This is a genomic window from Pseudomonas sp. LF-5 (assembly GCF_037626295.1).
Classification (GTDB): Bacteria; Pseudomonadota; Gammaproteobacteria; order Pseudomonadales; family Pseudomonadaceae; genus Aquipseudomonas; species Aquipseudomonas monsensis.
Genome location: NZ_JARKMT010000002.1, coordinates 312826 through 338755, shown reverse-complemented (window position 1 = coordinate 338755; position 25930 = coordinate 312826). Strand labels below are relative to the sequence as shown.

Sequence of the window (25930 nt, the reverse complement as noted above, 5' to 3'; positions counted from 1 at the left end):
AAACCTTGTGGGAGCTGGCTTGCCAGCGATAGCGGTGTGTCAGTCACCATTGATGTTGGTAGTGCCGGCGTCATCGCTGGCAAGCCAGCTCCCACAGGGACCTGTAGTGATTTGAAGTAAATGTTTTTTTCATCCGGGACGGCCCGGATGTCTGTCGAAAAACGGCGGGACGGCCCGCTTCCCCTTCAGGGGTTATGCCATGTTCGAAAAAATCCTCATCGCCAACCGGGGCGCCATCGCCTGCCGCATCCTGCGCACGCTGCGTGACTTGCAAGTGCAAGGCGTCGCCGTGTATTCCGAAGCCGATGCCGCCAGCCTGCATATCCTGCACGCCGCTGAAGCCCACAGCCTCGGTGAAGGGGCCGCCGCCGGCACTTATCTGGCGGTCGACAAAATCCTCGCCATTGCCACGGCCAGCGGCGCGACTGCCATTCATCCCGGTTACGGCTTCCTGTCCGAGAACGCCGCCTTCGCCGAGGCCTGCGAAGCGCACGGCATCGCGTTCATCGGCCCTACAGCCGAACAACTGCGGGTGTTCGGTCTCAAGCACACCGCCCGCGCGCTGGCCAAACAGCATGGTGTGCCGATGCTCGAAGGCACCGAGCTGCTCGACAGCCTCGACGCCGCGCTGATCGCTGGCGAACAGGTGGGCTATCCGGTGATGCTGAAAAGCACCGCCGGCGGTGGCGGCATCGGCATGCGTGTGTGTCGCAATGCCAGCGAACTGAGCGAGTCGTTCGAAGCGGTGAAACGCCTCGGCCAGAACAATTTCAGCGACGCCGGAGTGTTCATCGAGAAGTACATCCAGCGCGCCCGGCACTTGGAGGTACAGGTGTTCGGCGACGGTCGCGGTGAGGTCATCGCCCTCGGCGTACGCGACTGCTCGGTGCAACGGCGCAACCAGAAAGTCCTTGAAGAAACCCCGGCACCGAACCTGCCGGACGGCATGGCCGAAGCGCTGTGCGCGGCGGCGATCAAACTGGCGCAAGCGGTGAACTACCGCAGCGCCGGCACCGTGGAATTCGTCTTCGACAGCGAGGCGCAGCGCTTCTATTTTCTCGAAGTGAACACACGGCTGCAGGTGGAGCATGGCGTCACCGAACAGGTCTGGGGCGTCGACCTGGTACGCTGGATGATCGAACTGGCGGCCGGTGATCTGCCGCCGCTGAGCACGTTGTATGGCGCGCTGAAACCCGAAGGCCATGCGATTCAGGCGCGGCTGTATGCGGAAGATCCGGGGCGCGATTTCCAGCCGAGTCCGGGCTTGCTGACGGCAGTGGCATTCCCGCCGGCCAACGGCATCCAACTGCGCATTGATACCTGGGTCGAAGCCGGCTGCGAGATCCCGCCCTACTTCGATCCGATGCTTGCCAAAGTCATCACCTGGGCGCCGACCCGTGAACAGGCGCGTGCCGAGCTGCATCAAGCATTGGGCGACAGTCTGTTGTATGGCGTGGAAACCAACCGCGATTACCTGCGGCAGATTCTCCTCGATACGCCGTTTGCCAGCGGTGAGCCGTGGACCCGTTGCCTGGAGCATCTGGTCTACCGCGCCAACACTTTCGAAGTGCTCGGCGCCGGCACGCAAACCAGCGTGCAGGACTACCCCGGTCGCCTCGGTTACTGGGCCGTCGGTGTGCCGCCGTCGGGGCCGATGGACAGTCGCGCCCTGCGCCTGGGCAATCGCCTGCTCGGCAACGCTGAAGGCGCGGCTGCACTGGAAATAACCATGAGCGGGCCGCTGCTGCGCTTCAACTGTGAAGCGGTGATCGCGGTGACCGGTGCGCCGATTGGCCTGACGCTTGAGGGGGAAAGCGCGCCAATGAATACCGCCCTGCTGATCCCGGCGGGCGCGACACTGCATCTGGGCAGCATCAGCGGCGCCGGAGCACGCAGTTACCTGTGCCTGCGCGGTGGCTTGCAGATGCCGGATTATCTGGGCAGCAAAAGCACTTTCACCCTCGGCCAGTTTGGTGGCCATGGTGGTCGGGCATTGCGTGCCGGGGATGTGTTGCACCTGCCTGCGCTGACCGATCGCAGCGCCGGGCAACAACTGGCCGAACAGCACATCACCACGTTGCCAGCGGTGCGGCAGATCCGGGTGATTTACGGCCCGCACGGCGCGCCGGAATACTTCACCGAAAACTACATCGGCACGTTCTTCACCACCTTGTGGGAAGTGCATTTCAACTCCAGCCGCACCGGTGTGCGTCTGATCGGGCCGAAGCCGGAGTGGGTGCGCGCCGATGGCGGTGAAGCCGGGTTGCATCCATCGAACATTCACGACAATCCGTATGCAATCGGTGCAGTGGACTTTACCGGTGACATGCCGGTGATCCTCGGCCCGGACGGCCCGAGCCTTGGCGGGTTTGTCTGCCCGGTGACGGTGATCGAGGCGGACCTTTGGCAACTGGGGCAGCTCAAGGCGGGCGATAAAATCCAGTTCATCCCTGTCTCTCTCTCAAACGCCCGCAACCTGGCCTGCCAGTGGGATACCTGTGGGAGCTGGCTTGCCAGCGATGGGGCCCATCCAGACACCGCATCAACTTCATCGCTGGCAAGCCAGCTCCCACAGGGAATTGTGTCGCCTGTGGTGCTGACGTTGGGTCAGGGTGACAGGCGGCTTGTCGGGCGGGTTTCTGGCGACACTCATTTACTCCTGGAAATCGGCGAGCCTGAACTCAATCTCGTCCTGCGCTTCCGCGCCCACGCGCTCATGCAAGCGCTGGAAAGCAAAACCCTGCACGGCGTGATCGACCTCACGCCCGGCATTCGCTCGCTGCAAATCCACTACCAGCCCGAGCAACTGCCACTGGCCGATCTGCTCGGCATCATCGCCGGCGAATGGGACGCGGTGTGTGCGGCCAACGATCTGCAAGTGCCGTCGCGCATCGTGCATTTGCCGCTGTCCTGGGACGATCCGGCCTGCCAGTTGGCCATCGAAAAATACATGACCACCGTGCGCAAGGACGCGCCGTGGTGCCCGAGCAATCTGGAGTTCATCCGCCGCATCAACGACCTGCCGAACCTCGACGACGTGCAGCGCACAGTGTTCGACGCAAGCTATCTGGTGATGGGCCTTGGCGACGTTTACCTCGGCGCCCCGGTGGCGACCCCGCTGGACCCGCGCCATCGTCTGGTGACCACCAAATACAACCCGGCACGCACCTGGACTGCGGAGAATTCGGTGGGCATCGGCGGCGCCTACCTGTGCGTGTACGGCATGGAGGGCCCCGGCGGTTATCAGTTTGTCGGGCGCACGTTGCAGATGTGGAATCGCTATCGTGAAGTCGCCGCGTTCGATGGCAAACCGTGGCTGCTGCGCTTCTTCGACCAGATCCGGTTCTACCCGGTCAGCGCCGACGAGTTGCTGCGTATCCGCCGGGATTTTCCGCTCGGGCGCTTCGAACTCAACATCGAACACAGCCAGCTCAACCTTGCCGATTATCAGGCGTTTCTCAACCGTGAAGCCGAGAGCATCAGCGCGTTTCGGGCTCAGCAACAGGGCGCCTTCAATGCCGAGCGCGAACGCTGGATCACCAGTGGCCAGGCACATTTCGACAGCGAAGAAGCCCTGGCGCCGTGCAGCGAGGATTCGCCGTTGGTCGACGGTGAACACAGCGTCGACAGCCACATTGCCGGCAACCTCTGGCAGGTGCAGGTCGAGGCCGGCAGCCGCGTTGCGGCAGGTGATGCGCTGGTGATTCTCGAGTCGATGAAGATGGAAATCCCGGTACTCGCGCCGATGGCCGGGGTGGTGCGCGAGATTCGCGTGCAGCCCGGTTCGGCGGTGCGCGCCGGGCAACGGCTCGTGGTACTCGAACTCGACTGAAGCCAATTGGATAAGGATCAACTCATGAATCTGCAACTCGATGCTCTGCGCCAGGCCTATCGCTCCGGCGCCACCACACCGCGTCAGCTGCTGCCGAAGCTGCGGGAAAAAGCCGCCGCGCTGAACCCGGATTATCACCTGTTCATTCATCTGCTCAGCGCCGAAGAACTGGAGCCGTACCTCACCGCCCTCGACGGTCGTGACCTCGACAGTCTGCCGCTGTACGGCGTGCCCTTCGCGATCAAGGACAACATTGATCTGGCCGGCATTCCCACCACCGCCGCATGCCCGGACTTTTCTTACGTGCCCGAGCGCTCGGCGACCATCGTCGAGCAATTGCTGGCGCTGGGGGCGATTCCGCTGGGCAAGACCAATCTCGATCAGTTCGCCACCGGCCTCAATGGCAGTCGCTCGCCTTTTGGCGCATGCCCCAACAGCGTGTTGGCGGAGTATCCGTCCGGCGGTTCCAGCGCCGGTTCGTCGCTGGCGGTGGCGCTGGGGGTGGCGAGTTTTGCCCTGGGCACCGACACCGCAGGCTCCGGTCGGGTGCCGGCGGCGCTGAACAATCTGGTCGGGTTGAAGGCGAGCAAAGGGCTGATCTCCACGGCCGGCGTGCTGCCGGCTTGCCGCACGCTGGATTGCGTGACCACGTTCACCGCCACTGCGCGTGAGGCCAGTCAATTGCTGGCGCTGACCGCCAAACTTGATCCGCGTGATGAGTACAGCCGCCGCAATCCATCGTGGAATGACGGCTCGGCGTTTGGTGCGCCACGGGCGTTTCGTTTCGGTGTGCCGCGCGCGCAGGACCTTGAGTTTTTCGGCTGCGTCGAAGGCCCGTTGTTGTTTGGCGATGCCATCGACCGGCTCAAGGCGCTGGGTGGCGAAGCGGTTGAACTGGATCTGTCGCCGTTCCTCGAAGCCGCACGTTTGCTCTACGAAGGGCCGTGGGTCGCCGAGCGCTACAGCGTCGCCGGTGAACTGATGGAGCAGAATCCCGCAGCGGTGTTGCCGGTGATCCGCGCCGTGCTGGCCAAGGCGCCAGCGGTGACCGGCGTGCAGACCTTCCGCGCGCAGTATCGCTTGCAAGCCCTGAAAGCCCTGTGCGACCAGGCACTCGAAGGGCTCGACTGCGTACTGACCCCGACCATCGGCCGCCCGGTGACACTGGCCGAACTGGACGCAGAACCGGTGCTGCGCAACTCCGAACTGGGTTACTACACCAACTTCATGAACCTGCTCGACTACGCCGCCGTCGCCGTGCCGAGCGCGTTCATGGCCAACGGTTTGCCGTGGGGCGTGACGTTGTTTGGCCGGGTGTTTACCGATCAATACCTGCTGAGCGTGGCCGATGCGTTGCAGCGTCAGTTGGATTGCGACCTGCCGACACCGGTGAACGTTGCGCGCCATGATCGCGCACGCATCGTGGTGTGTGGCGCGCATCTGCAGGGGTTGGCGTTGAACTGGCAACTGACCCGGCGGGGTGGGCGCTTGCTGGAAACGACATTGAGCTCGCCGGACTATCAACTGTACGCATTGGCCGGCGGCCCACCACTGCGTCCGGGGATGGTACGAGTCAAGCATGGCGGCGTGGCGATTGCGGTGGAAGTGTGGGAGTTGCCGAGCAGCGAATTGGGCTCGTTCCTGACCGGAATTCCGGCGCCGCTTGGACTGGGCAAGGTGCAGTTGGCGGATGGGCGTTGGGAGAGCGGATTTATCTGCGAACCGTATGGTCTGGAAGGTGCGCTGGACATCAGCCATTTGGGCGGGTGGCGGGCGTATCTTGAAACTCGGAGCTGATCCAAAAACCAACCCTCACCCTAGCCCTCTCCCGGAGGGAGAGGGCTAGGGTGAGGTGTCTGTAAGAGGGTTGTCATTCAGTGATACTCCGTCGAACTCAAGTTTTGAACTCAGCACAATTTAGCCCCCTCTCAGGAGGGCGAGGGGACTGACCGAGGTGTTTGCCATGCGGTGATGCCGAGCCGAACACAACTTTTGAAATCACCACAATTTAGCCTCCTCGCCCTCCCGGAGAGAGGGGGGACTGACCGAGGTGGTTGCCATTCGGTGATACCGAGTCGAACACAACTTTTGAAATCATCACAATTTAGCCCCCTCTCCCTCCGGGAGAGGGCTGGGGTGAGGGGAGCGATCCTCCTGGCACACCCTCTGCGCCATATCCCCTGCCATTTCAGGCATAAATCCCGCAGTCTTTTCCCGGCCATCCCACTAGAATGCATGCCATCGGGCCACTGCCAACGGAACCGCCATGCCGCTTCGTTCTCCCCTGTACTCGCAACGCTCGCTGGTCCTGACGCTGATCGCCCTCCTCGGCGCCGGGTTCCTCGCCACGTCATTGCTGAGCTACTACGCCTCCCGCGCATCGATCCGCGACAGCATCGTCAACACCGAACTGCCGCTGACCTCCGACACGGTCTACTCGGAAATCCAGAAAGACCTGGTCCGGCCGATCCTGATTTCTTCGATGATGTCCCGCGATACTTTCATGCGCGACTGGGTGGTCAACGGTGAACAGAACCCCGAGCAGATGACCCGCTACCTCGACGAGGTCATGACCCATTACGGCGCCTACACGGCGTTTTTCGTGTCCGACAGCACCCACACCTATTACCACGCCAAAGGCGTGCTCAAGCAGGTCAAGGTCGATGAGCCGCGCGACACCTGGTACTTCCGCGTGCGCGACATGAAAGACCCGTACGAAATCAACGTCGACCCGGATCTGGCCAACAAGGACAACCTGACGTTCTTCATCAACTACAAGGTCTACGACTACCACAACCGCTTCATCGGCGCGGCGGGCGTCGGCCTGACCGTGGACGCGGTGATCAAGCTGATCGACAAGTATCAACAGCGCTATCAACGCAGCGTGTATTTCGTCGATACCTTCGGCCGGCTGGTGTTGACCGGTGCCGACGGCGGCCCGGAAGGTGCGCACATCGGCCAGCGTCTCGGTGAACTCGAAAGCCTGAAAGGCCTGGTCAGTCAATTGCCCAAACCGCACAGCGGCAGTTACGAATATGCCACCCATGGTCAGGGGCATTTTCTCAACGTGCGGTTTATTCCGGAGTTGAACTGGTACCTGTTCGTCGATAAACGCGAGGACGGCGCGCTGAGTGAAATCCGTCAGTCGCTGTACTTGAATCTGCTGATCTGCCTGCTGGTGACGCTGATTGTCCTGGCGTTGCTCAACCGTGTGATCAAACGTTTCCAGCGCAAAATCCACGCCCAGGCCACCCTCGACAGCCTCACCGAACTGCCCAACCGCCGGGGCTTCGACATTCTCGCCGCACAGGCCCTGCACGAAGCGCAACGCGAGACCAAACCACTGACCGCGTTGCTGCTCGACCTCGATCACTTCAAGGTGTTGAACGACACCTACGGACACATGGCCGGCGATCAGGTGTTGATCGGTTTTGCCCGCGATCTGCAAAGCTGCCTACGCCACGCCGACATTGTCTGCCGTTGGGGTGGTGAGGAATTTATCGTTTTGCTGAAGGACACCGACGGCGACACCGCTCAGAAAATTGCCGAGAAGATCCGCCAACATGTCGAACAGCATGAATATGCCTACAACGGCCACAGCCTCAATCTGACGGTGAGCATCGGTGTCACCACCCTGCAACGCGATGACACCTTGCACAGCCTGCTGTCGCGGGCCGATCATGCGATGTACCGGGCCAAACAAACCGGCCGCAACCGAATCTGCGTGGAAATGCCTCACTCGACTTATGCCTGAATCCGACGTTAAACCCGACCATTGCCCGGCCTGCGGCGCCCGCAACGACTGCAGCCTCGCCGACCCGCGCACCGCCGACCGCGAATGCTGGTGCTATGGCGTGACTATCGACCCGGCCGTGCTCCAAGCGCTGCCGCCAGAACTGCGCAACCAATCCTGCCTGTGCCCGCGTTGCGCGCAGGTCGAGGCGCAACTGCAAGCGACCCGGCCGTCGATCCCGTAAGATGCGCGGCCTTTCACCCTGCGAATTCTGAACATGCGCGTCGATCGTTTCCTCAGCAACCTGCCCCGCTACAACCGTCAGCAGGTTCGCCTGTTGCTGGTGGAAAAGCGCGTGCGGATTGACGGAAAAGTCGTCAGCGATCCCCACAGCGAAGTACTCGACTTCAGCCGAGTCGAAGTCGACGACGAGGTGTTGCAGGTCGGTAAACCGGCGCGCTACTTCATGCTGCACAAACCACCGGGCTGCGTCAGCGCCACCCGCGACCCGCAGCACCCGACCGTGCTCGACCTGATCGACGAACCCGACAAAGACGATCTGCACATCGCCGGGCGTCTGGACTTCAACACCACCGGCCTGATGCTGATCACCAACGACGGCGCCTGGTCGCGACGCCTGACCCAGCCACAGACCAAGTTGCCGAAGGTCTATTACGTCGAAACCGAAGAGGCGATCGGGCCGGAATACGCGATCACCTTCGCCGAGGGCATCTACTTCGCCTTCGAGGACCTGACCACACAACCGGCGCATCTGGAACGGCTCGGCCCACGCTCGGCGCGGTTAAGCATCGTCGAGGGTCGTTACCATCAGGTGAAGCGCATGTTTGGGTTCTTCAACAACAAAGTCCTGCGCCTGCACCGCGAATCCATGGGCCCGCTACTGCTCGATAACGCGCTAAAACCGGGCGAGTACCGTGCTTTGCGCACCGAAGAGATCCATTTGTTCTAAGCCCGCGACCGCTCAGCAGAAGTTGTCGAACAATTTACCAACGGCACTTGCGCGATCCCTATCCCCCTGCTTGAATCAGGACGTCGGCCAGATTGTGACCGATGAGTCACAACATACATCCAAGAAACTTTTTGCCGGTAGAGAGCCTTCAAGGCTCCGCCTCAGCCGGCAGACTGCCCGCCAATAACAACACCCGTCGACCGTAGTCATGGATCGACATGGGCCAAGCAAATTCCAGGCGTATGCCTACCTGTCACAAAGCTCGTGCAATCTCTATTTGCGCGCATACCCGCTTGCTTGCCAGGAGTCTTATGACATGAGGCCAGAAATCGCTGTGCTGGATATACAGGGTCAGTATCGGGTTTACACGGAGTTCTATCGCGCAGACGCCGCAGAAAAGACCATCATCCTGGTCAACGGCTCGATGGCCACGACTGCGTCGTTTGCACAGACTGTGAAAAACCTGCACCCGCAATTCAACGTGGTTTGCTACGACCAGCCCTACGCGGGCCGGTCAAAAGCCCACAACCGTCACGAGAAACATCTGACGAAGGAAGTCGAAGGGCAGATCCTGCTCGAGCTGATCGACCACTTCGCCGCCGAACACGTGCTCTCTTTTTCCTGGGGCGGCGCAGCTACGCTGGTTGCCCTCGCGCAACAGCCACGGCGGATCGAACGAGCGGTGATCAGTTCGTTCTCGCCAGTGATCAACGCACACATGCTCGATTACCTTGAGCGCGGCGTCGATTACCTCGGGCAGCGCGACGGCGATCGCGTCGGGCACCTGGTCAACAACACCATCGGCAAACACCTGCCGTCACTGTTCAAACGCTTCAACTATCGCCACGTCAGCAGCCTGGCGGAACACGAATACGGACAGATGCACTTCCACATCAGCGACGTGCTGCACAGCGACCGGCAGTGCTATCTGAATGCAGCGAAAAAGATCAACGTGCCGGTGCTGTTTCTAAACGGCGAATGGGACGAATACACCGCCGCTGAAGACGCTCGACTGTTCGGCAACCACGTGGCACACAGCACCTTCACCACGCTGCAAGCCACCGGGCACTTCCTCGACATGGAACACAAGGCCGCCTGCCGCGATAGCCAGAACGCCTTGCTCGGCTTTCTGAAACCGGCGCAGCAGAGCAGCCGAACGCGTTACTCGTTTGTTCAGGATCAACATGCACTGGCCATTTGAAAAAGCGTCGTCGCGAGCGAGGCTGCAGGGTTGGGATTTTGCTTTGCGCACCGCAGTGCTCGCCCGCGATTGACCGTTTTCAGCGATTTAAAGCGTTCATGAGTAAAAGAAAAACTTCAAATCCGTGGCCGAGTCTGGTACAAAGTCAGCCGCTCTGAGCGGGTATAGTTTAATGGTAGAACAGTAGCTTCCCAAGCTTCCGACGAGGGTTCGATTCCCTCTACCCGCTCCACTCGAATTTTGGTCTCACGTTGTGTTTTTCGACGAGGGATGCAGGAATAGAAAAAACCGGCCTACAGGGCCGGTTTTTTTGTGGCTGGGATTTGAGGTTGGCCAACTGGGCAGTTCGGAACCTTTCAGAAACACTCCGTTGATTGCAGATTCGCCAGTCCCCTCTACGCTTCGGTTTCTCTAATGACAACAAGTGGAGTCTGTTCAAGGGAATGATCCGCACCCAGGGGCTTTGACCACCCTATCCCCGAGAAGCAAGACACAACCTGATGACCATGCTTAGGATCAATGACGAGGCAACCCCATGAAACTCGGATCCACAAAGGACTCCAGGAGTCCATTCGCAGACTTCATTCGAAATGCGAAATCGAAAGAAAAGAAGCGCGTTTACAGTTAAGTGCTGACCGAAGCTTCCAAAAAACAGAATGAAGTGATGTTGGCGGCGCGCGAAAAGCAGGCCTGAGTACGATATTGAATTTCAAAAACGCCCGACCGATTGCCGGGCTATTTCATTCCATCGAAAACCCCATCTCTCATCTGCCGATTATCGTATTCCACTGGTTACCATTCGCGAACGGCAGCGTTCGGCCCAGAGTGTGTAAAAACGCTTCGCCAAAATTGGAGTGTGCGCGTTTACGTCGAATCTGAAATTTATCGGCACATCAGCAGGTGCGGATTTTACGTAGAAGCGCGATTCTCAGTCCGGGCTTGAGTACCTGTCGCGCTGAAAAACGTTTTTACACAGCCTCGGCCGATAGCAGCCGTTCATGAACGACGCCTTCTGATTTAAGCCGGTAGCCACTGAGACATCGCTTGATGGCCCCTAGCTAGTTTGATCTCAATGTAGCCCTGCCCTCCGTTCAAAAGCAGACAAAATTCCATTACTCGCACATGGATTGGATGCCAGAAATCATCCCTCTACCCGCTTCACTCAAACATTGGTCTCACGTCGTGATTTTTTGACGGGGAATGAAGGCACAGCAAAAACGCGCATAAAGAACCGATTTTTTGTGTCCGGGGATTGAGGTTGGCGCTTCACATTACAGATCCACAACACTCCACCGGTTTTCACCTCCCGCCCAACCAACTAGCATTTCTCCATCACCCACCACCCTCCCCCTGCGCGGCCATCGACGAATACGCGCCATCACTTTCGAGGGATTCCAATCGCGGCCACTTTGCCGCTGACGATCGAACTCAAAAGAGCACTTCACCATGACGCAAAACATTTACGACGATCCCGAATTCTTTCAGGGCTACAGCCAGATGAATCGCTCCATCGGCGGCCTCGACGCGGCGCCGGAGTGGCCGGCGCTCAAGGCATTGCTGCCCTCCATGCATGGTTTGAACGTGGTGGATCTGGGCTGCGGCTATGGCTGGTTCAGCCGTTGGGCGGTCGAGCATGGCGCGGCCAGTGTGTTGGCGCTGGATGTTTCGGAGAAGATGCTGGAGCGCGCGCGTGCGACCACGGCGGCGGCGAACATTCGCTATGAGCGCGCCGATCTGGAACAGCTCGACTTGCCCGCCTGCAGTTTCGATCTGGCTTACAGCTCACTGGCGCTGCATTACATCAAGGATTTGCCGGGGCTGTTTGCGCATCTATACGCGGCACTGAAACCGGGTTCGCATTTTGTATTTTCCATTGAGCATCCAATCTTTATGGCACCGCGTAATCCGGGCTGGTTGATTGATGCTGAAGGTAACAAGCGTTGGCCGCTGGACAGTTATCAGCTGGAGGGTGAACGGGTGACAAACTGGTTGGCCGAGGGAGTGATCAAGCAGCATAGGACGGTAGGAACGCTGCTGAATTCGTTGATCGATGCAGGGTTCGCCATTCGCCATGTCAATGAATGGGGCCCGAGCGATGCGGAGGTGGCGGCGCAACCGGCGCTGGCGGAAGAGCGGGAGCGGCCGATGATGATGCTGGTGGCGGTGCAGCGCTGAGCGGGTTTACAACTTGAGAAGCCCCCTCACCCTAACCCTCTCCCAAAGGGAGAGGGGACTGACCGCGGTGCCAGTACGAGCTACGCCGACGTGCGAAATCGAGGCGAACTCAGGTTTTGGAACAACTAGTCGGCCCCCTCCTCCTTAGGAGAGGGAACTGACCGAGTTGCTCTCTAGCATTACGCCGACCTGAAATTTCGAACCGAACCCAGGTTTTGGAAACAACACCACTCGGCTCCCTCTCCCTCGGGAGAGCGCTGGGGTGAGGGGCCTGTCCGAAAGTGCAGCCAAAATCTCAAGCCGGACAACAGTCCGAATTGATTTTATCGGGTCGCGACGATAAACAACCTGGGAAACGGCAACAACACCGAGCCATCCGCCAACGCCGGATAAGCCCGCTCAACCTCCGCCAGATACTGCTCCAGGTACTGCGTCTTTTCCTCCTCGGTCAGCGGACTCAAAAACGGAATCAAGCCGCTGCCCTTGAACCACTCCACCACCCCCGCCGCCCCGCCAGACAGCTGATGGTGATAGGTTGTGCGCCACACATCGACCCGCGCACAGTGCGGTCGCAGCATGGAGAAGTAATCGCTCGCACTCGCCATGTCGGTACGTTGCCCCGCTGCGCCGCTGAGCTTGCTCGCCCACGGGCCATTCGCAGCGACTTCACGCATCAAGCGGTGGGACGGCTCGTTGAGGTTGTCCGGCATCTGGATCGCCAGACTGCCACCGGCCGACAACTTGCCGGCGAGTGCCGGTAACAATGTCGCGTGATCCGGCAGCCACTGCAGTACGGCGTTGGCAAAGATCACATCGTACGGGCCGACATCGGCCCATTTATCGATGTGCGCGACGTCGAACTGCAACTGCGGCAAGCGCTTGCGCGCGGCCTCGATCATGTCGGAGGAACTGTCCAGGCCGCTGACCGTGGCTTGCGCAAAACGCTGCACCAGCAGTTCTGTCGAGTTACCGGGACCGCAGCCGATATCGACCACCGTTCGTGCCTGTGCCGTGGGAATCGCCGCCAGCAGATCGCGGGCCGGGCGGGTGCGTTCATCTTCGAAAGCGACGTATTGTCTGGCGGACCAACTCATTGCGTTCTCCTGTCGGGGGCATGGCAGCGGTTCGTCACGATACAGGCAGCGCAGCGGGCAGTTCCACAGCGACTGATTGCAAACGATGTCAGATCACCGCACCGACTTATCGCCGACCGATTGGTCGTTATGAATGCTGCGACCGTCCGTCGAGTCGTATAAAAGCGATTTTGACAGCTAAAAAAACAAACCTATAGTCAAGTGGCGGCAATCGGAAGGAACCCGATCAGACGATTTCGTGCAAGGAGCACGGCCTGCTCACCTCTCGTGACCGGTGGGTTCCCCCCAGTAGTGTGCTCGCAAATGCCATACGGCAAGCAAGCGTCGTCGTGCCTGGACTGCGGGCCGGCGTTCACTATGAAAAAGGAGCATTACCATGTCTCGAGTGACGGATATTCTGGTTTCCATCGACACCGAAACCATTCTGAAAAAGTATCCAAACATCAGCAAGGACCCGAAAAATCCGACGCTGATCGATTGGAAACATGTGTACATGGTTACCAATCAGGACAACGTCGTCAGCGGTCAGGCCGGTGGCGAACTGGATCTCAAGGCGCAGGTCGGCGACCTGATCCGCTGGCGTGAAACCAGTCTGTCGCAGAGCTTCGAACAGGCGGTGATTTTCTACAAATTCATTGGCAACGCCGGCGCCGACCTGATCTCCCCACCCTCGCCACGCAAGGCCAGCGCCTGTGTGGCGGTGCCGAACACCAGCAATCCCTCCGTGCCGAGCTGCCAGAAAGTCGATAACCATTACTGGTCATCCGAGACCCTGGACTGCGGTCGCGTGACCTATCACTTCCACTTCCTGATCGTTGACCGCAACTGCCAGATCATCGGCTGCTGCTCGTGGGACCCGTTCATCTCGATCCACAACTGATGATGCGTCGAGCCCCTTGGCAACGAGGGGCTTTGCCGATCCGTCGCCGCCCCGGCCGGAACAGGATGCGTTGCCTTGACCGAAGCGGCTGTCGCCTTGAGCCACCATCATGAAAGGAATCCATGATGACCAGCGAACCGATCCCTTCCCCCTCCTCCGGCGCCACCAGCGCACAAAATGTGCTGCTGATCGTCGATGCCGAATCCGTGCTTTCCCGGTATCCGAATCCCAGTCTGGACGCTACTGCGCCGACAAGCATTGCCGACGGTTTCATCTTTTTCGTCACGGCTAATAACTCGAAAGAAACAGTCATAAATGACAGCAAATTTACGATTACGGGGAACATTGATCGTGACCTGCATGTGCGCGCAAGATCCGTCAGCCTGATCGCAGAACACAGCGTTGTCATGTACGCCCTGACCGCTGATGGCGACGCCTTGTCCGATCCGCGCCTGGAGGTCCACACCAACCTGACGGTACCCGCCCCCAATCCGGACAACCCGGCTGAACCGGGCAGCAAGAACGCCGATGATCACCTCTGGATCTGCACACCGAAAAACAGCGGCACTGCCCACTGCCACTTGAGCTTCATGCTGGTCAATCAACAGTGTGAGGCCGTGGGGTATTTCGATTGGTCGACGAAAATAGAAATCACAAAATGACCTATAAAAAAACCGGCCTCCTGGGCCGGTTCTCTCAATCAATCGTAAAAGCCGACTGTCTTCTTCAAATGCTCTGAATACTCATAAATGTCGTCAACCGAACTAATCGGGTGTCGCGTTTCGTTCTTTTCTTCATCAAAGATACCAATATATTTCTGAGAGCGATTGAAGTGTAAGCGACAGATCGGCTTACGATTATTGTCATCCAGCAAGATGCCAAAATAACTTTGAGTATCACGTTGAACAATTCGCTTGGCGTCAACCACTGATCTGACTAGGGCACGGACAATGTGATAACCCTCAAGCTCTTCCAGCGTTGTCAGCACCTTATCGTCTGATTCGTCTCGTGGATCAACTGGGTCAGTTCCAGTTGAAGCCGATGGCAAGGACGCCAACGCGGGCTGGATTGCACCACTCATTGCAGATTTTAGGCGATCGTTTATCTGATCGTTCAAAAACTGCACTACGGCTTTCCTCGTCAACTCATGAAACTGTTCACGTACCTTTTGCGTAATCACGCCGTCGTACACACGAGAAGCGAAAACCTTGACGAAGTCATCGTCCGGCTTGCTGACCTGCGCCGCGATCACCTTCTTTATCTGGCTGACATATTTCAATTCGCCAGCCGCGTTGATGATTGAGTCAACATCAAAAGCCGACTTCGTCAATTTGACCAACTCGGGCACCGAGTATTCATCAATATCTAGAAGGTCCAACTCCAGGAATGGCTTTTCATCCATTTTGTTAGGCGCATCCAAGTCCGTAAAAAACTTGTAGACCTGACCATTGGTAAGGATGGAGATGCGGGCACTGGTCACGTGAAAGTAGCGAAACAGCTGAGAGGCATGATTGATATGCAGTGGCTCACCGATCTTTTTGCACTCGATCAGAATCTGAACCTCTCCTTCCTTCATGATGGCGTAATCAATTTTTTCGCCTTTCTTCGTACCAATGTCACAGACAAACTCGGGGGTCACCTCAGTCGGGTCAAAAACGTCGTAGCCCAGAACAGTGCTGATAAAAGGCATGACAAAAGCATTTTTCGTTGCTTCTTCCGTCTGGATGGCAGCGCTTTGCAACCGGACTTTGGCGGCTAGGCTGGCTAACTTTTCGAAGAATTCCATGAGTGGCCTCTTGCGTTGTTGTCTATCCGTGTTGTGCGCTAATGGCAGTTTGATTGCCACTTGATACTAGACACAAACCAGCACAATGAAAGTTTCGCCTCCATGCGCAGCGAAACGCTGACGAACTCACAACGTTTATCTCAGAGCTAAGGCTGCAAGTAGAATTTTCATCCCGCCGTCACTGTCTGAATTTCAGGCATTCCCAATGAGGAACACGGCAATGAAATTCGCGAAAATCTCTCAGAAACTCGCCCTGTGGGCCGGTAGCCCCAAGACGTTTATGGGGGCGCTGATCCTGATTGGACTGTGGGGTTTGAGTGGGCCGATTTTTCATTACAACGACACCTGGCAACTGATCATCAATACCTCGACGACCATCATCACCTTTCTGATGGTGTTCCTGATCCAGAACACCCAAAACCGCGACACCGACATCCTGCATTTGAAGATCGACGAATTGCTATTGGTGACCAAAGAGGCGCAGAACGCAATGCTCGGGCTGGAGGCGCTGGATTTGAAGCAACTGGAAGCGCTACGCAGGCATTACCGTGCGTTGGGCGAAGGGGAAGTGTTCAATCTTGAGGGGCTGGGCGAGAAGAGCAAGTCGAAACAGGATCTGAATGAGTGCTGATGGTCAGATAAAAGCAAAAGATCGCAGCCTTCGGCAGCTCCTGCAGGAAGAGTGCAGGAGCTGCCGAAGGCTGCGATCTTCATATCTAGATCAACGGCTGGCCTGTAATTGGCGAGCCATTTCCAGATGGCTTTGCAGCTTGGGCAACGTTTCATCCGCGAAGGCTTTGATTTCCGGCACGTCAGTGTTTTGTGCCTCCTGCTGAATCTGCTCGATGGCCTCTTCAGTGGCTTTGACCTGGCTGGCGGCATAGGCCTGATCGAAAGAAGCGCCGTCGGTCACCTGCGGCATCAATTCCTTGGCCTTGTCTGCGAGTTCTTCACGGGGCGCCACCGGCAGATCAAGCTTCTTGGCGATTTTCGCCAGGTGCTGATTGGCCGTGGTGCGGTCGTTGATGACGACGATGGTGTAGTCCTTGACCTCTTTCGATTCGGCCTTGCTGTGGGCCAGACGGCTGGCCTCGATGTCGGCCATGCCTTTTGCTGAGGCATCGTTGATGAAATCGGTGGGCGACTGGGCAAAAACGCCAGTGGCACACACGCTCAACAGCAGGCCCGACACAGGTGCAAAAACAGCGTTACGTATACGGGTGGCCATCCGGCTCATGGTCGCGCCCTCCTTCATTCGAAATTCAAGCGGGAGCTTACGCCCCCGCCTCTCAATCAAAACAACCTTCACTACTTCGATTTTTGAGCGGGCTTGCGGCCCATTTCGGTTTTCGCAGGCTCTTTATCGACGGTCGTGGTGGTGGTTTTCCCACCTTTGCGACCGGCTTCAGACGCCTTCGTTCGATCGTTAGCGAAGTTTCCCGAGTTCGAGTTTCTTGAATTAGGCATGATTCTCTACCTCTTGGTATTGATCGTCGCGAGCAACTGCCCACCTGAATTGAGAATTTTCTGGCTGGCAAAGGTTTAGAAAAGTTGCCGATGTCGCGACGAACGGCGCGCCGCCGATCAGATATCCAGCGCCCGATGGTTCAAGCGTTTCGCCGTGTACATGGCCTGATCGGCGTGGCGAAACAGCTGTTGTTCTTCACTGCCGTGTTCCGGGTAACGGGCGACACCGATGCTCGGCTCGATGTGCAGGTTGTGACCGTCCAGACGCATCGGTTGCACCAGCACCTGGCGGATTTTCTGCGCCACGCTGTCGGCATCTTCCGCGACGTGAACGCTGTGCAGCAGCACGATGAACTCATCGCCACCGATGCGGGCGACGGTATCAGTCTCGCGCACGCACCCCTTCAACCGGTTGGCCACGGTTTGCAACAGCATGTCGCCAACGGCGTGACCAAAGGTGTCATTGACCTGCTTGAAGCGATCCAGATCGACATACAGCAGCGCCATGTTGCCCGACGCTTCCCGGGCACTGGCCAGCGCAGATTTGAGGCGATCCCGGAGCAATTCGCGATTAGGCAACTGCGTCAGTTGGTCGTACTGCGCCATACGCTTGAGCCGTGCATGCAATTGCTGACGCTCGATGGCAGTCGCGACCTGGGCACAGACGTATTGCAGCAGTTCCTTGTCCTGTTCGGTGTAGCGCTCGCCGCCGGGCAGGCTCTTTACGATCAGTGCGCCGATGGTGCCGTTTTTCGAGTGCAACGGCACGCCGAGCCAGCAGGGTGAATCCTGCCCGGCCACCAGCGCGGCGAATTCGGGAGAGGCATCGGGACTGTCCGGTGTCAGCAGGATCGGTTGACCGCTGCGGATCACTTGCGTGCACAGACGTCCGGTGACCGTGCCCGGTTGCTCGGGCTGCAATTCGTGGTCATCGACGTGGTAAGGGAAATTCAGCTTGGCGCAATGTTCGTCGTACAGCGCCACGGAGAAGTTCAGCGCCGGTAGCCATTCGCCAATGATCAGGTGGATGCGCTTGAACAGCGCCAGCAAATCCTCTGCCACGTGCGCCGCCTCCGAGATCGCATACAACGCCGCCTGCCGGGATTCGGCCTGCTTGCGTTCGGTGATGTCGCGGGCCACGGCAATGCGCAGTTGATCGACTTCCGACCAGCGTGCCGACCAGAGGATATGGGCGACGCTGCCATCCTTGCGCACGTAGCGGTTTTCGAAGTTGTGTTTGGGGTCGCCACCCATGATTTCATGGGCGGCGGCCAGGGTGCGCTGACGGTCGGCCGGGTGCACCAGTTCGATCATTTGCCGGCCGATCAGCTCTTCAGGCGTGTAACCGAAGATACGCTCGCAAGCAGCGCTGACAAAAACGAAACGGCCCTGCTTGTCGACCGCGCAAACGGCATCCAGCAATAAATCAATAAAACTCGCCAACGGCGCGGAATTTCGGCTTTCCATGGTTCAGCGTGGGTGTCCGGGTAATTCAGCACTGATCAACCATCCGTGACCTCTTGATTGCGCATCCCTGCACACACCTTCAAGCCTTGTTCGGCATCAGCCCCGGCAGCGCATGCATCAGCGCGTTGATGGCGAAACCGATGAACATCACGCCACACAACCGCGTGATCAGCAATTCGTGACGCTGATACAGCCTCCGCACGCGCTGCGCGCCGACCACGCCAATCAGGATAGCGTAGGCCAGCAGTCCGCCGAGGAAGCTCAGGGCGATCAGCGCCGGCAGCATCGACCAATTCAGCAATTCAGCGCGGCTCGACAGCAGCGCGGTGAACGTCGCGACTGCCACCGGGTACGCCTTGGGATTGGTCAGACCGAACACAATACCGTGCCAGAACGGCTGGCGTGCCGCGCCTTGCGGTTCGTCACCGCTGCGACGCTGAGCACGCACTGCACGCCAGCCAAGCCAGAACAGGTACAAACCGCTGAGCACGCCGAGCACATCGAACGCGGTGCTGCCGATTTCCCGGGCGCCGACAATGGCGATCAGCGCGGTGCTGCACCAGACCACATCGCCGAGCAGATGCCCGCAGAGAAAACCGGCCCCGGCCCGCCGTCCGTGGGCCGCGCCAATGCCGAACACCGCCAGCACGCCAGGACCCGGCGTGATGCCATAGATGAAACCCGAGGCCAGCACGGCCAGTAACAACGATGGAGTCATGGAAAACCTGCACGGGGCCATTACACGTGGTGGCCAGTCTATAACAGACAAATGTGTCTGATCATGACTCGTCGTAAAAACGCATGCCGGAGTACGGTTTGAACCGACACGCTGCCAGTCGCGAGGCCAGGTCACCGACGTGGACTTCGAGCTTGTGGCCATCAGGATCGAGAAAGTAGAACGATGCACCTTCGCTGCGGTTGTCCCGCCATTGCTGCACGTTGGCCGCTTTTAGCCGCTGGACGAAGTGCGGAAAATCCTTCTCGCCGAGGCTGAACGCGTAATGGGTGTAATCGACAGCGGGCGCTGACAGGCGCTGCGGATCGAGTGACAGACACAACCACAGCCCCGGCAGCGACAGGTAGGCACCAGCGTCCCATGTCGCTTCGACGCGCAGTTGCAGCAGCTCGTGATAAAACGCCAGGCTGCGATCCACATCGCTGACCGCCAGGGTCAGGTGGTTGAGACCGCTTAGCATCGGTTCAGTAACCTCTGAGGTCTTCGGGGACGATGTATTGCTGGCCGTCGTAGGTCAGGGTGATCCGTTTTTGCTTCAGGCGGGTGGTCTTGGAAAGACACTCCTTACCCGACTGCGTATTTTTCATCTTGCTGCCGTTGGTGGTGACGATCAAATCGGCCAGGCCATGATGGCTGGAAGGGCCGATCTCGACGGTTCGGCGAATGGTCTTGGTATAGCCTTCGCAATCATTGATGAACTCGCCGTTGTTCTTGGCGACCACCAGGCCCTCCAGCACCGGACGCAACTCATTGCCTTCGCGCACGTACAGCGCCAGATCGGTTTTCTCGTAGGGAATGGCGCGGGAACTGTGCGCGAACATTGAACGCAGACCAAAAGCCCGAACCTGCGGCGCCAGTCGATAACGGGCGGTGTCGATACGCAGATCATCCAAGCGCACAGCATCGGAGTTGTAAGCGCCCGGTTTACGGTAACTGGCGATGGGGTTGTAGTTACTGGCATTGACGATCGACAGGTCCAGGTCGAATACCCCGGCATCATCGCCGCCGGAATCGGCAAGGTAGGTGGATTTCACCGAGATCGCCTGACTCGGGAAGGCCGGCCAGACGTTGCAACGCGACATGGATGTGCCGTCGAAACTCTTGGTGGTGCAGGCGGCGTTGACCTGAGCACTAACGGCCAGAAAACTGAAGGCAATAAGAAGTCTGGTGGGTGTCAGCATGGTTCTTCCTTGAAAAGAGAGGGGTTGCGGGCGCGTCAGATGCCCTTGAAATCTGCAGGTATGACGTAAGCCTTGCCGTCATAGCGAAGCGTGGTCAGCACCGGCTTGTTGGTCGTCGTTTTCAGCTCGCAGGTTTCGGCGGTTCCCTCGCCAGCCACGCCCGTTGTGACGGACTTGACGATGAGGTCGGCATAGCCGTGAGAGCTGGTTTTAGCCATTTCGAGGGTGCGAACCGTGGTTGCACGCTCGCCGGCGCAGTTGCCGTCCCACTCACCACTGAAACCGTAAACGACCAACCGATCCAGCACCGGGCGCAGATGCCTGCCCTCTTTGACATAGAGGGTCAGCCACGTTTCATCCATAGGATTGACGCGCGAAGAACCTTTGAAACTGACCCGCACACCAAACGCCCGAAGCTCAGGGCTGAGTTTGTAGCGCGCCGTGTCGAGTTCCAGCCCCTGCAAGGCAATGGCATCGGAGACAAAAGCAGATCGCTTGTAGTAATCGGCCAGCATCTCGTTATCTGTACTCGACCTGATCGAGACCACAAGATCGTAAGTCCCGCTGGTATCGTCATTTCCGGCGGTGCCATCCGACTCAAGCTTCGTCGCGGCGTTCAGGATCTGGCCTGGATACGCCGGCCATTCCTTACAGACCGAATACCCTGCAACATCCCCTTGCTGCGGAGGCAGACATTCCGCCAACGCAGCTTCCGTGATCAACCCTCCACACAGCGCTAAGCAGCCGATCCATCCAGACTTCACTGGCACTTCCCGCTCCTTGATAATGTTTCAGCCGCGCACTATCCCCTCCTCAATCCTACGATTCAAGCCGTTCAACGCTTGTGCCACGTCAGCACGAACGTGAACGGCGATATCTCCAACGGCGACGGCACCAGGATCCATGCCCACCGCTCGCTCTCACGCACGCGTGCCACACGTGTTGGAGACGTTGCTGCACTGGAGGGGGGTGTTGATTCAGATTGGCGGGGGCGAGAGGAATGTGGTGGCTGTTGGCCGATGTGAGAATCCTTGATTTTGTGGTGTTGGCGAAGCCGTCTTCACGAGCAAGTCCGCTCTCCAGGGGATTTGCAAACAACACAAATCCAATGTGGGTGCGGGCTTGCTCGCGAAGGGGGCAGTCAGGTCAGCTCATCAAGATCGGCACGCCACCGACTCAAAACGCGTTGCGGAAAATTTCCTCGATCTGCCGCTGATCCGCCGCCCGCGGGTTGGTCAGGCCACAAGCGTCTTTCAAGGCATTGGTGGCAAGCACCGGAATGTCGTTGAGTTTGGCGCCGAGCTCACGCAGGCCACCTGGAATATCGACATCTCTGGCCAGGCAACGGATCGCGTTGATCGCCGCTTGCGCGCCCTCCTCCGGGCTGAAGCCGCGAATGTCCGCGCCCATGGCATGGGCAACATCGGTCAGACGATCGGCACACACCAGCGCATTGAACGTCTGCACGTGGGGCAGCAGCACGGCGTTGCACACACCGTGAGGCAAGTCGTAGAAACCGCCCAATTGATGCGCCATCGCGTGCACATAGCCGAGGGACGCATTGTTGAAGGCCATGCCGGCAAGGAACTGTGCATACGCCATGTTCTCCCGCGCGGCGAGGTCACTGCCGTCGCGCACGGCCAGGCGCAGATTGTTGCTGATCAGGGTCATGGCCTTCAGCGCGCAGGCGTCGGTGATCGGGTTGGCGGCGGTCGACACGTAGGCTTCGATGGCGTGGGTCAAGGCGTCCATGCCGGTGGCGGCAGTCAGGCCTTTGGGCATGGCGACCATCAGTTCAGGGTCGTTGACCGACAGCAGCGGTGTGACGTTACGGTCGACGATGGCCATTTTCACGTGACGCGATTCGTCAGTGATGATGCAAAAGCGGGTCATCTCACTGGCCGTGCCGGCGGTGGTGTTGATGGCGATCAGCGGCAGTTGCGGCTTGCTCGATTGGTCGACGCCTTCGTAGTCGCGGATCTGCCCGCCGTTGGTCGCACACAGGGCAATGCCCTTGGCGCAGTCGTGCGGCGAACCGCCGCCCAGCGATACAACGAAATCGCAGCGACTTTCCTTGAGCAGCGCCAGCCCGGACTCGACGTTAGCGATGCTCGGGTTCGGTTTGGCGCCGTCGAAGATCACCGAGTCGATGTCCTGCATCGCCAGTTTCTCGGCGACCATCGTCGCCACACCGGCCTTGGCCAGCCCCGCGTCAGTGACGATCAGCGCCTTGCGGAAACCGTAATTGCGAATCGCAATCATGGCCTCGTCGAGGCATCCGTTGCCCATGATGTTTACGGCCGGAATGAAAAATGTGCTGCTCATGCGCGTCTCCTGACTGAGGCCGAATCGACTGCTCCGATACGGCGGATGTGCACAGGATCGACCGATCGGTCACGGCCGATGTTGATCTGGCTCAATGCCCGCTCGTGATAAAGTCGCCGCCCATCAGCCCCTAAGTTTTGAGATGTGCCAAGCAATGAGCGATTTTCTGGATGTCGACGCGACCCTCGAAGACTGGAACGCCCTGCGCGCCACGACCGACTTCACAGGCTTGCTGGTGGGCAACGGTGCCAGCCGCGCGGTGTGGGACGACTTCGGCTACGACTCGCTGTTCGAAAACGCCCGCAGCGTGGAAGAGAAACCGCTGAGCCCGTCGGAACTGAGCGTGTTCGACGCGATGCAGACGCGCAGCTTCGAGCAGGTACTCGGCGCGCTGAAAACCACCAGTCGGGTGAACAAGGCGCTGGCCGTCAGCTCGGCGGCACCGCGCAACCGCTACTACGCGATCAAGGAAGCGCTGATCAACACCGTGCACGCCGTGCACATTCCGTGGCGACTGGTGCAGCCATCGACGCTGACGACACTGAATGAAGAACTGGCGCGCTATCGCACGGTATTCACCACCAATTACGACTTGCTCAACTACTGGGCGCTCCAGCACCGCAGCGAGGCCATCGACGATCTGTTCAATGGCCCCAACGCTAGTTTCGATTTGAGCGAAACCGCCACGGGCAAACCACGTCTGCTGTACCTGCACGGCGGCCTGCATCTGGTACGTAATCAGGACGGTACCGCGCGTAAATTGACCTCGACCGAGGGCACGTTGCTCGGCAGTTTTGCGATCAACAACACGCTCAAGACGCTGGATGACGTGCCGCTGTTCATCAACGAAGGGCCGAGTGCGGAGAAACTGAGGACCATCCGCAGCTCCGATTACCTGTCGTTCTGCTACGCGCAGTTATTGGGCCACGGCGACAGCCTGTGCATCTTCGGCCATGCCTTGGGCGAGCAGGACAGCCACATCGTGCGGGCCCTGCGTCTGGCAAAACCTGCGACTGTGGCGATCTCGGTTTATCCGCGCAGTGCGGCGTTCATTCAGCATCAGAAGCGGCATTACGCGAAGGTGTTTGAAGGGACCGGGGTTGCGTTGCGTTTTTTTGACTCGAAGAGCCATGCACTGGGCAATCCGAAGTTATCGGTCCTCGTAGAGCGCTAGGCTAAGCGGATCAATCTACAAGGTTATCTTTCCTTTTCACCGCGGCGAGGCAGTCTTGAGGGATGTCCCATGAGCCTTTGCCATTGCCGCGCAAATCATTTTTCTGAAAGTCACCGCGTCCTTTGGTCATGACCTTTATGCCGTAAATCTTATTACTGACAATTTCGTTGCCGGACACGATCGGGGAACTGAAGCCCGCGATGAGGATACCGGAATGATCGTTACCGATAATATGATTTCCTTCCAGTCGGCCCTTGCCACGGTTATGAACATAGATACCACCCTGCTTCCCGTCGCGGATGGTATTACGCCGAAATAATGGAGCGGCCCCACTACGAACTTCGAGACCCGCAAGACCGTTTCCAACAATCAGATTTTCCTCGTAAACACCTATCCCTTTGTCATAAACCATGATGCCACCCTCTATGTTGCTATGTACATTACAACGACGCACGACCGGGTTGCTGAGATTATCCACGGCTATTCCAGCGAGAGCGTTTTTGAAAATCTCATTGTCTTCAATGACACCCAGACCGCCGTCATGGATGAAAATCCCACTGCCCTTGGCCTCATAAATACGATTACGCCTGACAAATGGATTGGCACCCGAGCGAATGAGTAACGCCGATTTTCCGTGGGAAAAAATCTCATTATCTTCGATCACTCCACGACATTCCTGCCCATAAATCCCATATTGCCCACAGTCATGAATTCGGTTGCGACGCAAGGTTGGATTAGCCTGCTCTCGCATAACAACACCAGAGGCGGCATTATCAAAAATTTCATTGTCTTCAAGCGTTCCAAAGCCGTTTTTATAAATAAGCACTCCACTTTGCAAGCTATTATGGATACGGTTGCGACGCAGGCGAGGATCGGCACCGTCATGAATACCAATGCACGATAAATTATGTCCTGAGATATCACAGTCCTCGATATCCAGACGACCTTGACCGATATCAATACAAAATAATCTACTGTCCCCGGTTTGGCGTAATGTGAGATTTGCTATACGCCCCATGCTCGCCATAAAGCGAACGGCGTTTTTGTTTTCCGCCTCGATGACAACCTCACCGAGCTCACCTTCTCCGATAATCTCTATCGGTTTATCAATGACAAGTCCCTCACGATACAGCCCAGGACGAACCAAGATACGATCACCAGGTGATGCTGCGCAGAGAGCCTCGCTGATACTCAGAAAGTCACCACGATGGAATGAGTCAACGACATGACTCTTGGGAGGTGATGATCGCTTTTGATTCTTCAGGACGATTTGAGCTCCGTCCGCATCATTCTTTGGCTCCGGAGGATCCTGCGTACCAATCTCGCTGGCAGGTGCAACGACATTCTCTAACTGCTCTGGCTCTCGCTCCATTGCCTGGACAATCTGTTTGGCCATGTCGGCCAGCGCGCGGCGCATTTCCGGTTTAGTGAAAGGCTCGAACCGCAGCTCTCGCCAATCATAATAATTTCGGCTGGCAATGACTTGCGCGAGCGAATCCGGATCTTTTTTGTTCGGTCGACTCATGGCAGGGCAATCGACGTAATAGACAGGAAGGATCAAATCAGCACGACCTCTGGCCTTTTCCCGCAGGAGGAAGCGATCCAGTTCCTTGCGGCAGGCTGCACTCTTGAAGAGGCCAGGTGTGATAATCGGAATAAGGAACGTAGATCCGTCGATCGACTCATCCAAGCGCTCAGCCCATTGCTGCCCCCATGTGATGTCCTTCAGATCCTGAAAAATCTCGAATTTTTCGCCTGTCTGGATTCGAACTTCGCCGGCCAAACGCTTACAGAACTCTGTCAGTTGCCCTTCATCATGTTCATTGTCAAAACGTACGTAACTCATGAAGCCAATGGGTTGCTTGCTCATATCACGCTACTTGGTCGTCTAGTCTAATAAGCAACCCGC

Annotated in this window: 22 protein-coding genes and 1 tRNA gene; 12 read left to right on the top strand and 11 right to left on the bottom strand. The window is 58.2% G+C overall.

Annotated elements, in window-relative coordinates; translation table 11 throughout:
- Nucleotides 1–199 precede the first annotated feature (199 nt).
- The 8 genes from uca to PseuLF5_RS08655 all read left to right on the top strand — a co-directional run bounded on the left by uca (nt 200) and on the right by PseuLF5_RS08655 (nt 11911).
- The gene (gene uca / locus PseuLF5_RS08690; protein ID WP_340133362.1) at nt 200–3832 is read left to right on the top strand and encodes an urea carboxylase; all 3633 of its coding nucleotides are present in this window, start codon (nt 200–202) and stop codon (nt 3830–3832) included.
- 24 nt (nt 3833–3856) lie between these two features.
- Nucleotides 3857–5629: an allophanate hydrolase gene (atzF, locus tag PseuLF5_RS08685; RefSeq protein ID WP_340133361.1), complete on the top strand. Its 1773-nt coding sequence runs from the start codon at nt 3857–3859 to the stop codon at nt 5627–5629.
- 469 nt (nt 5630–6098) lie between these two features.
- The gene (locus tag PseuLF5_RS08680; protein WP_123465429.1) at nt 6099–7586 is read left to right on the top strand and encodes a sensor domain-containing diguanylate cyclase; all 1488 of its coding nucleotides are present in this window, start codon (nt 6099–6101) and stop codon (nt 7584–7586) included.
- On the top strand, nt 7579–7809 hold the full coding sequence (locus tag PseuLF5_RS08675) for a cysteine-rich CWC family protein (RefSeq protein WP_123465427.1): 231 nt from the start codon (nt 7579–7581) through the stop codon (nt 7807–7809). Before PseuLF5_RS08680 ends, PseuLF5_RS08675 begins: the two co-directional genes overlap by 8 nt.
- 33 nt (nt 7810–7842) lie before the next feature.
- Nucleotides 7843–8535, top strand: a complete 693-nt coding sequence (locus tag PseuLF5_RS08670; protein WP_128615945.1) for a pseudouridine synthase — start codon at nt 7843–7845, stop codon at nt 8533–8535.
- A 316-nt stretch (nt 8536–8851) separates the two neighbouring features.
- Complete coding sequence (locus PseuLF5_RS08665) at nt 8852–9736, top strand: alpha/beta fold hydrolase (protein ID WP_340133360.1); 885 nt, start codon at nt 8852–8854, stop codon at nt 9734–9736.
- 158 nt (nt 9737–9894) lie between these two features.
- Nucleotides 9895–9968 (top strand) — tRNA-Gly (locus PseuLF5_RS08660).
- A 1214-nt stretch (nt 9969–11182) separates the two neighbouring features.
- Nucleotides 11183–11911 carry a class I SAM-dependent methyltransferase gene (locus PseuLF5_RS08655; protein WP_123465416.1) on the top strand — a complete coding sequence of 243 codons (729 nt, stop codon included), beginning with the start codon at nt 11183–11185 and terminating at the stop codon, nt 11909–11911.
- 323 nt (nt 11912–12234) lie between these two features.
- Here the strand turns inward: PseuLF5_RS08655 and tam are convergent, their stop codons facing one another.
- On the bottom strand, nt 12235–13005 hold the full coding sequence (gene tam / locus PseuLF5_RS08650) for a trans-aconitate 2-methyltransferase (protein ID WP_123465414.1): 771 nt from the start codon (nt 13003–13005) through the stop codon (nt 12235–12237).
- 376 nt (nt 13006–13381) lie between these two features.
- Between tam and PseuLF5_RS08645 the strand changes: the two genes are divergently transcribed.
- A complete protein-coding gene (locus tag PseuLF5_RS08645) occupies nt 13382–13885 on the top strand; it encodes an inclusion body family protein (protein WP_123465412.1) in 504 nt (167 codons plus the stop codon).
- 125 nt (nt 13886–14010) lie between these two features.
- Nucleotides 14011–14547, top strand: a complete 537-nt coding sequence (locus tag PseuLF5_RS08640) for an AidA/PixA family protein (RefSeq protein WP_336346990.1) — start codon at nt 14011–14013, stop codon at nt 14545–14547.
- 38 nt (nt 14548–14585) lie between these two features.
- Here the strand turns inward: PseuLF5_RS08640 and PseuLF5_RS08635 are convergent, their stop codons facing one another.
- The gene (locus PseuLF5_RS08635; RefSeq protein WP_186744554.1) at nt 14586–15671 is read right to left on the bottom strand and encodes a type I restriction endonuclease; all 1086 of its coding nucleotides are present in this window, start codon (nt 15669–15671) and stop codon (nt 14586–14588) included.
- Nucleotides 15672–15891: 220 nt separating this feature from the next.
- On the opposite strand from PseuLF5_RS08635, the gene PseuLF5_RS08630 reads away from it, so the two are divergent.
- Nucleotides 15892–16302: a low affinity iron permease family protein gene (locus PseuLF5_RS08630; RefSeq protein ID WP_123465408.1), complete on the top strand. Its 411-nt coding sequence runs from the start codon at nt 15892–15894 to the stop codon at nt 16300–16302.
- A gap of 90 nt (nt 16303–16392) precedes the next feature.
- Here PseuLF5_RS08630 and PseuLF5_RS08625 read toward each other — a convergent pair whose 3' ends face one another.
- The 8 genes from PseuLF5_RS08625 to yiaY form a co-directional block, all read right to left on the bottom strand.
- Nucleotides 16393–16908 carry a DUF4142 domain-containing protein gene (locus tag PseuLF5_RS08625; protein ID WP_340133359.1) on the bottom strand — a complete coding sequence of 172 codons (516 nt, stop codon included), beginning with the start codon at nt 16906–16908 and terminating at the stop codon, nt 16393–16395.
- Nucleotides 16909–16979: 71 nt separating this feature from the next.
- The gene (locus tag PseuLF5_RS08620) at nt 16980–17138 is read right to left on the bottom strand and encodes a KGG domain-containing protein (protein WP_003222499.1); all 159 of its coding nucleotides are present in this window, start codon (nt 17136–17138) and stop codon (nt 16980–16982) included.
- A 117-nt stretch (nt 17139–17255) separates the two neighbouring features.
- Nucleotides 17256–18605, bottom strand: coding sequence for a sensor domain-containing protein (locus PseuLF5_RS08615; RefSeq protein ID WP_322373925.1), 1350 nt, complete (start codon nt 18603–18605; stop codon nt 17256–17258).
- Nucleotides 18606–18684: 79 nt separating this feature from the next.
- Entirely contained in the window at nt 18685–19323 is a 639-nt protein-coding gene (locus tag PseuLF5_RS08610) for a LysE family translocator (protein WP_222833498.1), read from the bottom strand.
- Nucleotides 19324–19384: 61 nt separating this feature from the next.
- Nucleotides 19385–19801 (bottom strand): fosfomycin resistance glutathione transferase, encoded by a 417-nt coding sequence (gene fos, locus PseuLF5_RS08605; protein ID WP_340133358.1) that lies wholly within the window; start codon nt 19799–19801, stop codon nt 19385–19387.
- Nucleotides 19802–19805: 4 nt separating this feature from the next.
- A complete protein-coding gene (locus PseuLF5_RS08600; protein WP_340133357.1) occupies nt 19806–20522 on the bottom strand; it encodes a hypothetical protein in 717 nt (238 codons plus the stop codon).
- 35 nt (nt 20523–20557) lie between these two features.
- Nucleotides 20558–21292, bottom strand: coding sequence for a hypothetical protein (locus tag PseuLF5_RS08595; protein WP_340133356.1), 735 nt, complete (start codon nt 21290–21292; stop codon nt 20558–20560).
- Between the two features lie 406 nt (nt 21293–21698).
- Nucleotides 21699–22847, bottom strand: coding sequence for an L-threonine dehydrogenase (gene yiaY, locus PseuLF5_RS08590; RefSeq protein ID WP_123465394.1), 1149 nt, complete (start codon nt 22845–22847; stop codon nt 21699–21701).
- Nucleotides 22848–23001: 154 nt separating this feature from the next.
- Between yiaY and PseuLF5_RS08585 the strand changes: the two genes are divergently transcribed.
- Nucleotides 23002–24021, top strand: a complete 1020-nt coding sequence (locus tag PseuLF5_RS08585) for a DUF4917 family protein (RefSeq protein WP_340133355.1) — start codon at nt 23002–23004, stop codon at nt 24019–24021.
- Nucleotides 24022–24031: 10 nt separating this feature from the next.
- On the opposite strand, the gene PseuLF5_RS08580 is transcribed toward PseuLF5_RS08585, so the two are convergent.
- Nucleotides 24032–25891: a right-handed parallel beta-helix repeat-containing protein gene (locus PseuLF5_RS08580; RefSeq protein WP_222833501.1), complete on the bottom strand. Its 1860-nt coding sequence runs from the start codon at nt 25889–25891 to the stop codon at nt 24032–24034.
- Between the last annotated feature and the right edge of the window lie 39 nt (nt 25892–25930).

What these genes read in the sequence shown, in the direction of transcription:
- PseuLF5_RS08670 (WP_128615945.1), top strand. Translation starts at nt 7,843, where the DNA reads ATGCGCGTCGATCGTTTCCTCAGCAACCTGCCCCGCTACAACCGTCAG.
- atzF (WP_340133361.1), top strand. Translation starts at nt 3,857, where the DNA reads ATGAATCTGCAACTCGATGCTCTGCGCCAGGCCTATCGCTCCGGCGCC.
- tam (WP_123465414.1), bottom strand. Translation starts at nt 13,005, where the DNA reads ATGAGTTGGTCCGCCAGACAATACGTCGCTTTCGAAGATGAACGCACC.
- PseuLF5_RS08620 (WP_003222499.1), bottom strand. Translation starts at nt 17,138, where the DNA reads ATGCCTAATTCAAGAAACTCGAACTCGGGAAACTTCGCTAACGATCGA.
- PseuLF5_RS08665 (WP_340133360.1), top strand. Translation starts at nt 8,852, where the DNA reads ATGAGGCCAGAAATCGCTGTGCTGGATATACAGGGTCAGTATCGGGTT.
- PseuLF5_RS08615 (WP_322373925.1), bottom strand. Translation starts at nt 18,605, where the DNA reads ATGGAAAGCCGAAATTCCGCGCCGTTGGCGAGTTTTATTGATTTATTG.
- PseuLF5_RS08610 (WP_222833498.1), bottom strand. Translation starts at nt 19,323, where the DNA reads ATGACTCCATCGTTGTTACTGGCCGTGCTGGCCTCGGGTTTCATCTAT.
- PseuLF5_RS08640 (WP_336346990.1), top strand. Translation starts at nt 14,011, where the DNA reads ATGACCAGCGAACCGATCCCTTCCCCCTCCTCCGGCGCCACCAGCGCA.
- uca (WP_340133362.1), top strand. Translation starts at nt 200, where the DNA reads ATGTTCGAAAAAATCCTCATCGCCAACCGGGGCGCCATCGCCTGCCGC.
- PseuLF5_RS08630 (WP_123465408.1), top strand. Translation starts at nt 15,892, where the DNA reads ATGAAATTCGCGAAAATCTCTCAGAAACTCGCCCTGTGGGCCGGTAGC.
- PseuLF5_RS08635 (WP_186744554.1), bottom strand. Translation starts at nt 15,671, where the DNA reads ATGGAATTCTTCGAAAAGTTAGCCAGCCTAGCCGCCAAAGTCCGGTTG.
- PseuLF5_RS08580 (WP_222833501.1), bottom strand. Translation starts at nt 25,891, where the DNA reads ATGAGCAAGCAACCCATTGGCTTCATGAGTTACGTACGTTTTGACAAT.
- PseuLF5_RS08655 (WP_123465416.1), top strand. Translation starts at nt 11,183, where the DNA reads ATGACGCAAAACATTTACGACGATCCCGAATTCTTTCAGGGCTACAGC.
- PseuLF5_RS08625 (WP_340133359.1), bottom strand. Translation starts at nt 16,908, where the DNA reads ATGAGCCGGATGGCCACCCGTATACGTAACGCTGTTTTTGCACCTGTG.
- PseuLF5_RS08585 (WP_340133355.1), top strand. Translation starts at nt 23,002, where the DNA reads ATGAGCGATTTTCTGGATGTCGACGCGACCCTCGAAGACTGGAACGCC.
- yiaY (WP_123465394.1), bottom strand. Translation starts at nt 22,847, where the DNA reads ATGAGCAGCACATTTTTCATTCCGGCCGTAAACATCATGGGCAACGGA.
- fos (WP_340133358.1), bottom strand. Translation starts at nt 19,801, where the DNA reads ATGCTAAGCGGTCTCAACCACCTGACCCTGGCGGTCAGCGATGTGGAT.
- PseuLF5_RS08675 (WP_123465427.1), top strand. Translation starts at nt 7,579, where the DNA reads ATGCCTGAATCCGACGTTAAACCCGACCATTGCCCGGCCTGCGGCGCC.
- PseuLF5_RS08680 (WP_123465429.1), top strand. Translation starts at nt 6,099, where the DNA reads ATGCCGCTTCGTTCTCCCCTGTACTCGCAACGCTCGCTGGTCCTGACG.
- PseuLF5_RS08600 (WP_340133357.1), bottom strand. Translation starts at nt 20,522, where the DNA reads ATGCTGACACCCACCAGACTTCTTATTGCCTTCAGTTTTCTGGCCGTT.
- PseuLF5_RS08645 (WP_123465412.1), top strand. Translation starts at nt 13,382, where the DNA reads ATGTCTCGAGTGACGGATATTCTGGTTTCCATCGACACCGAAACCATT.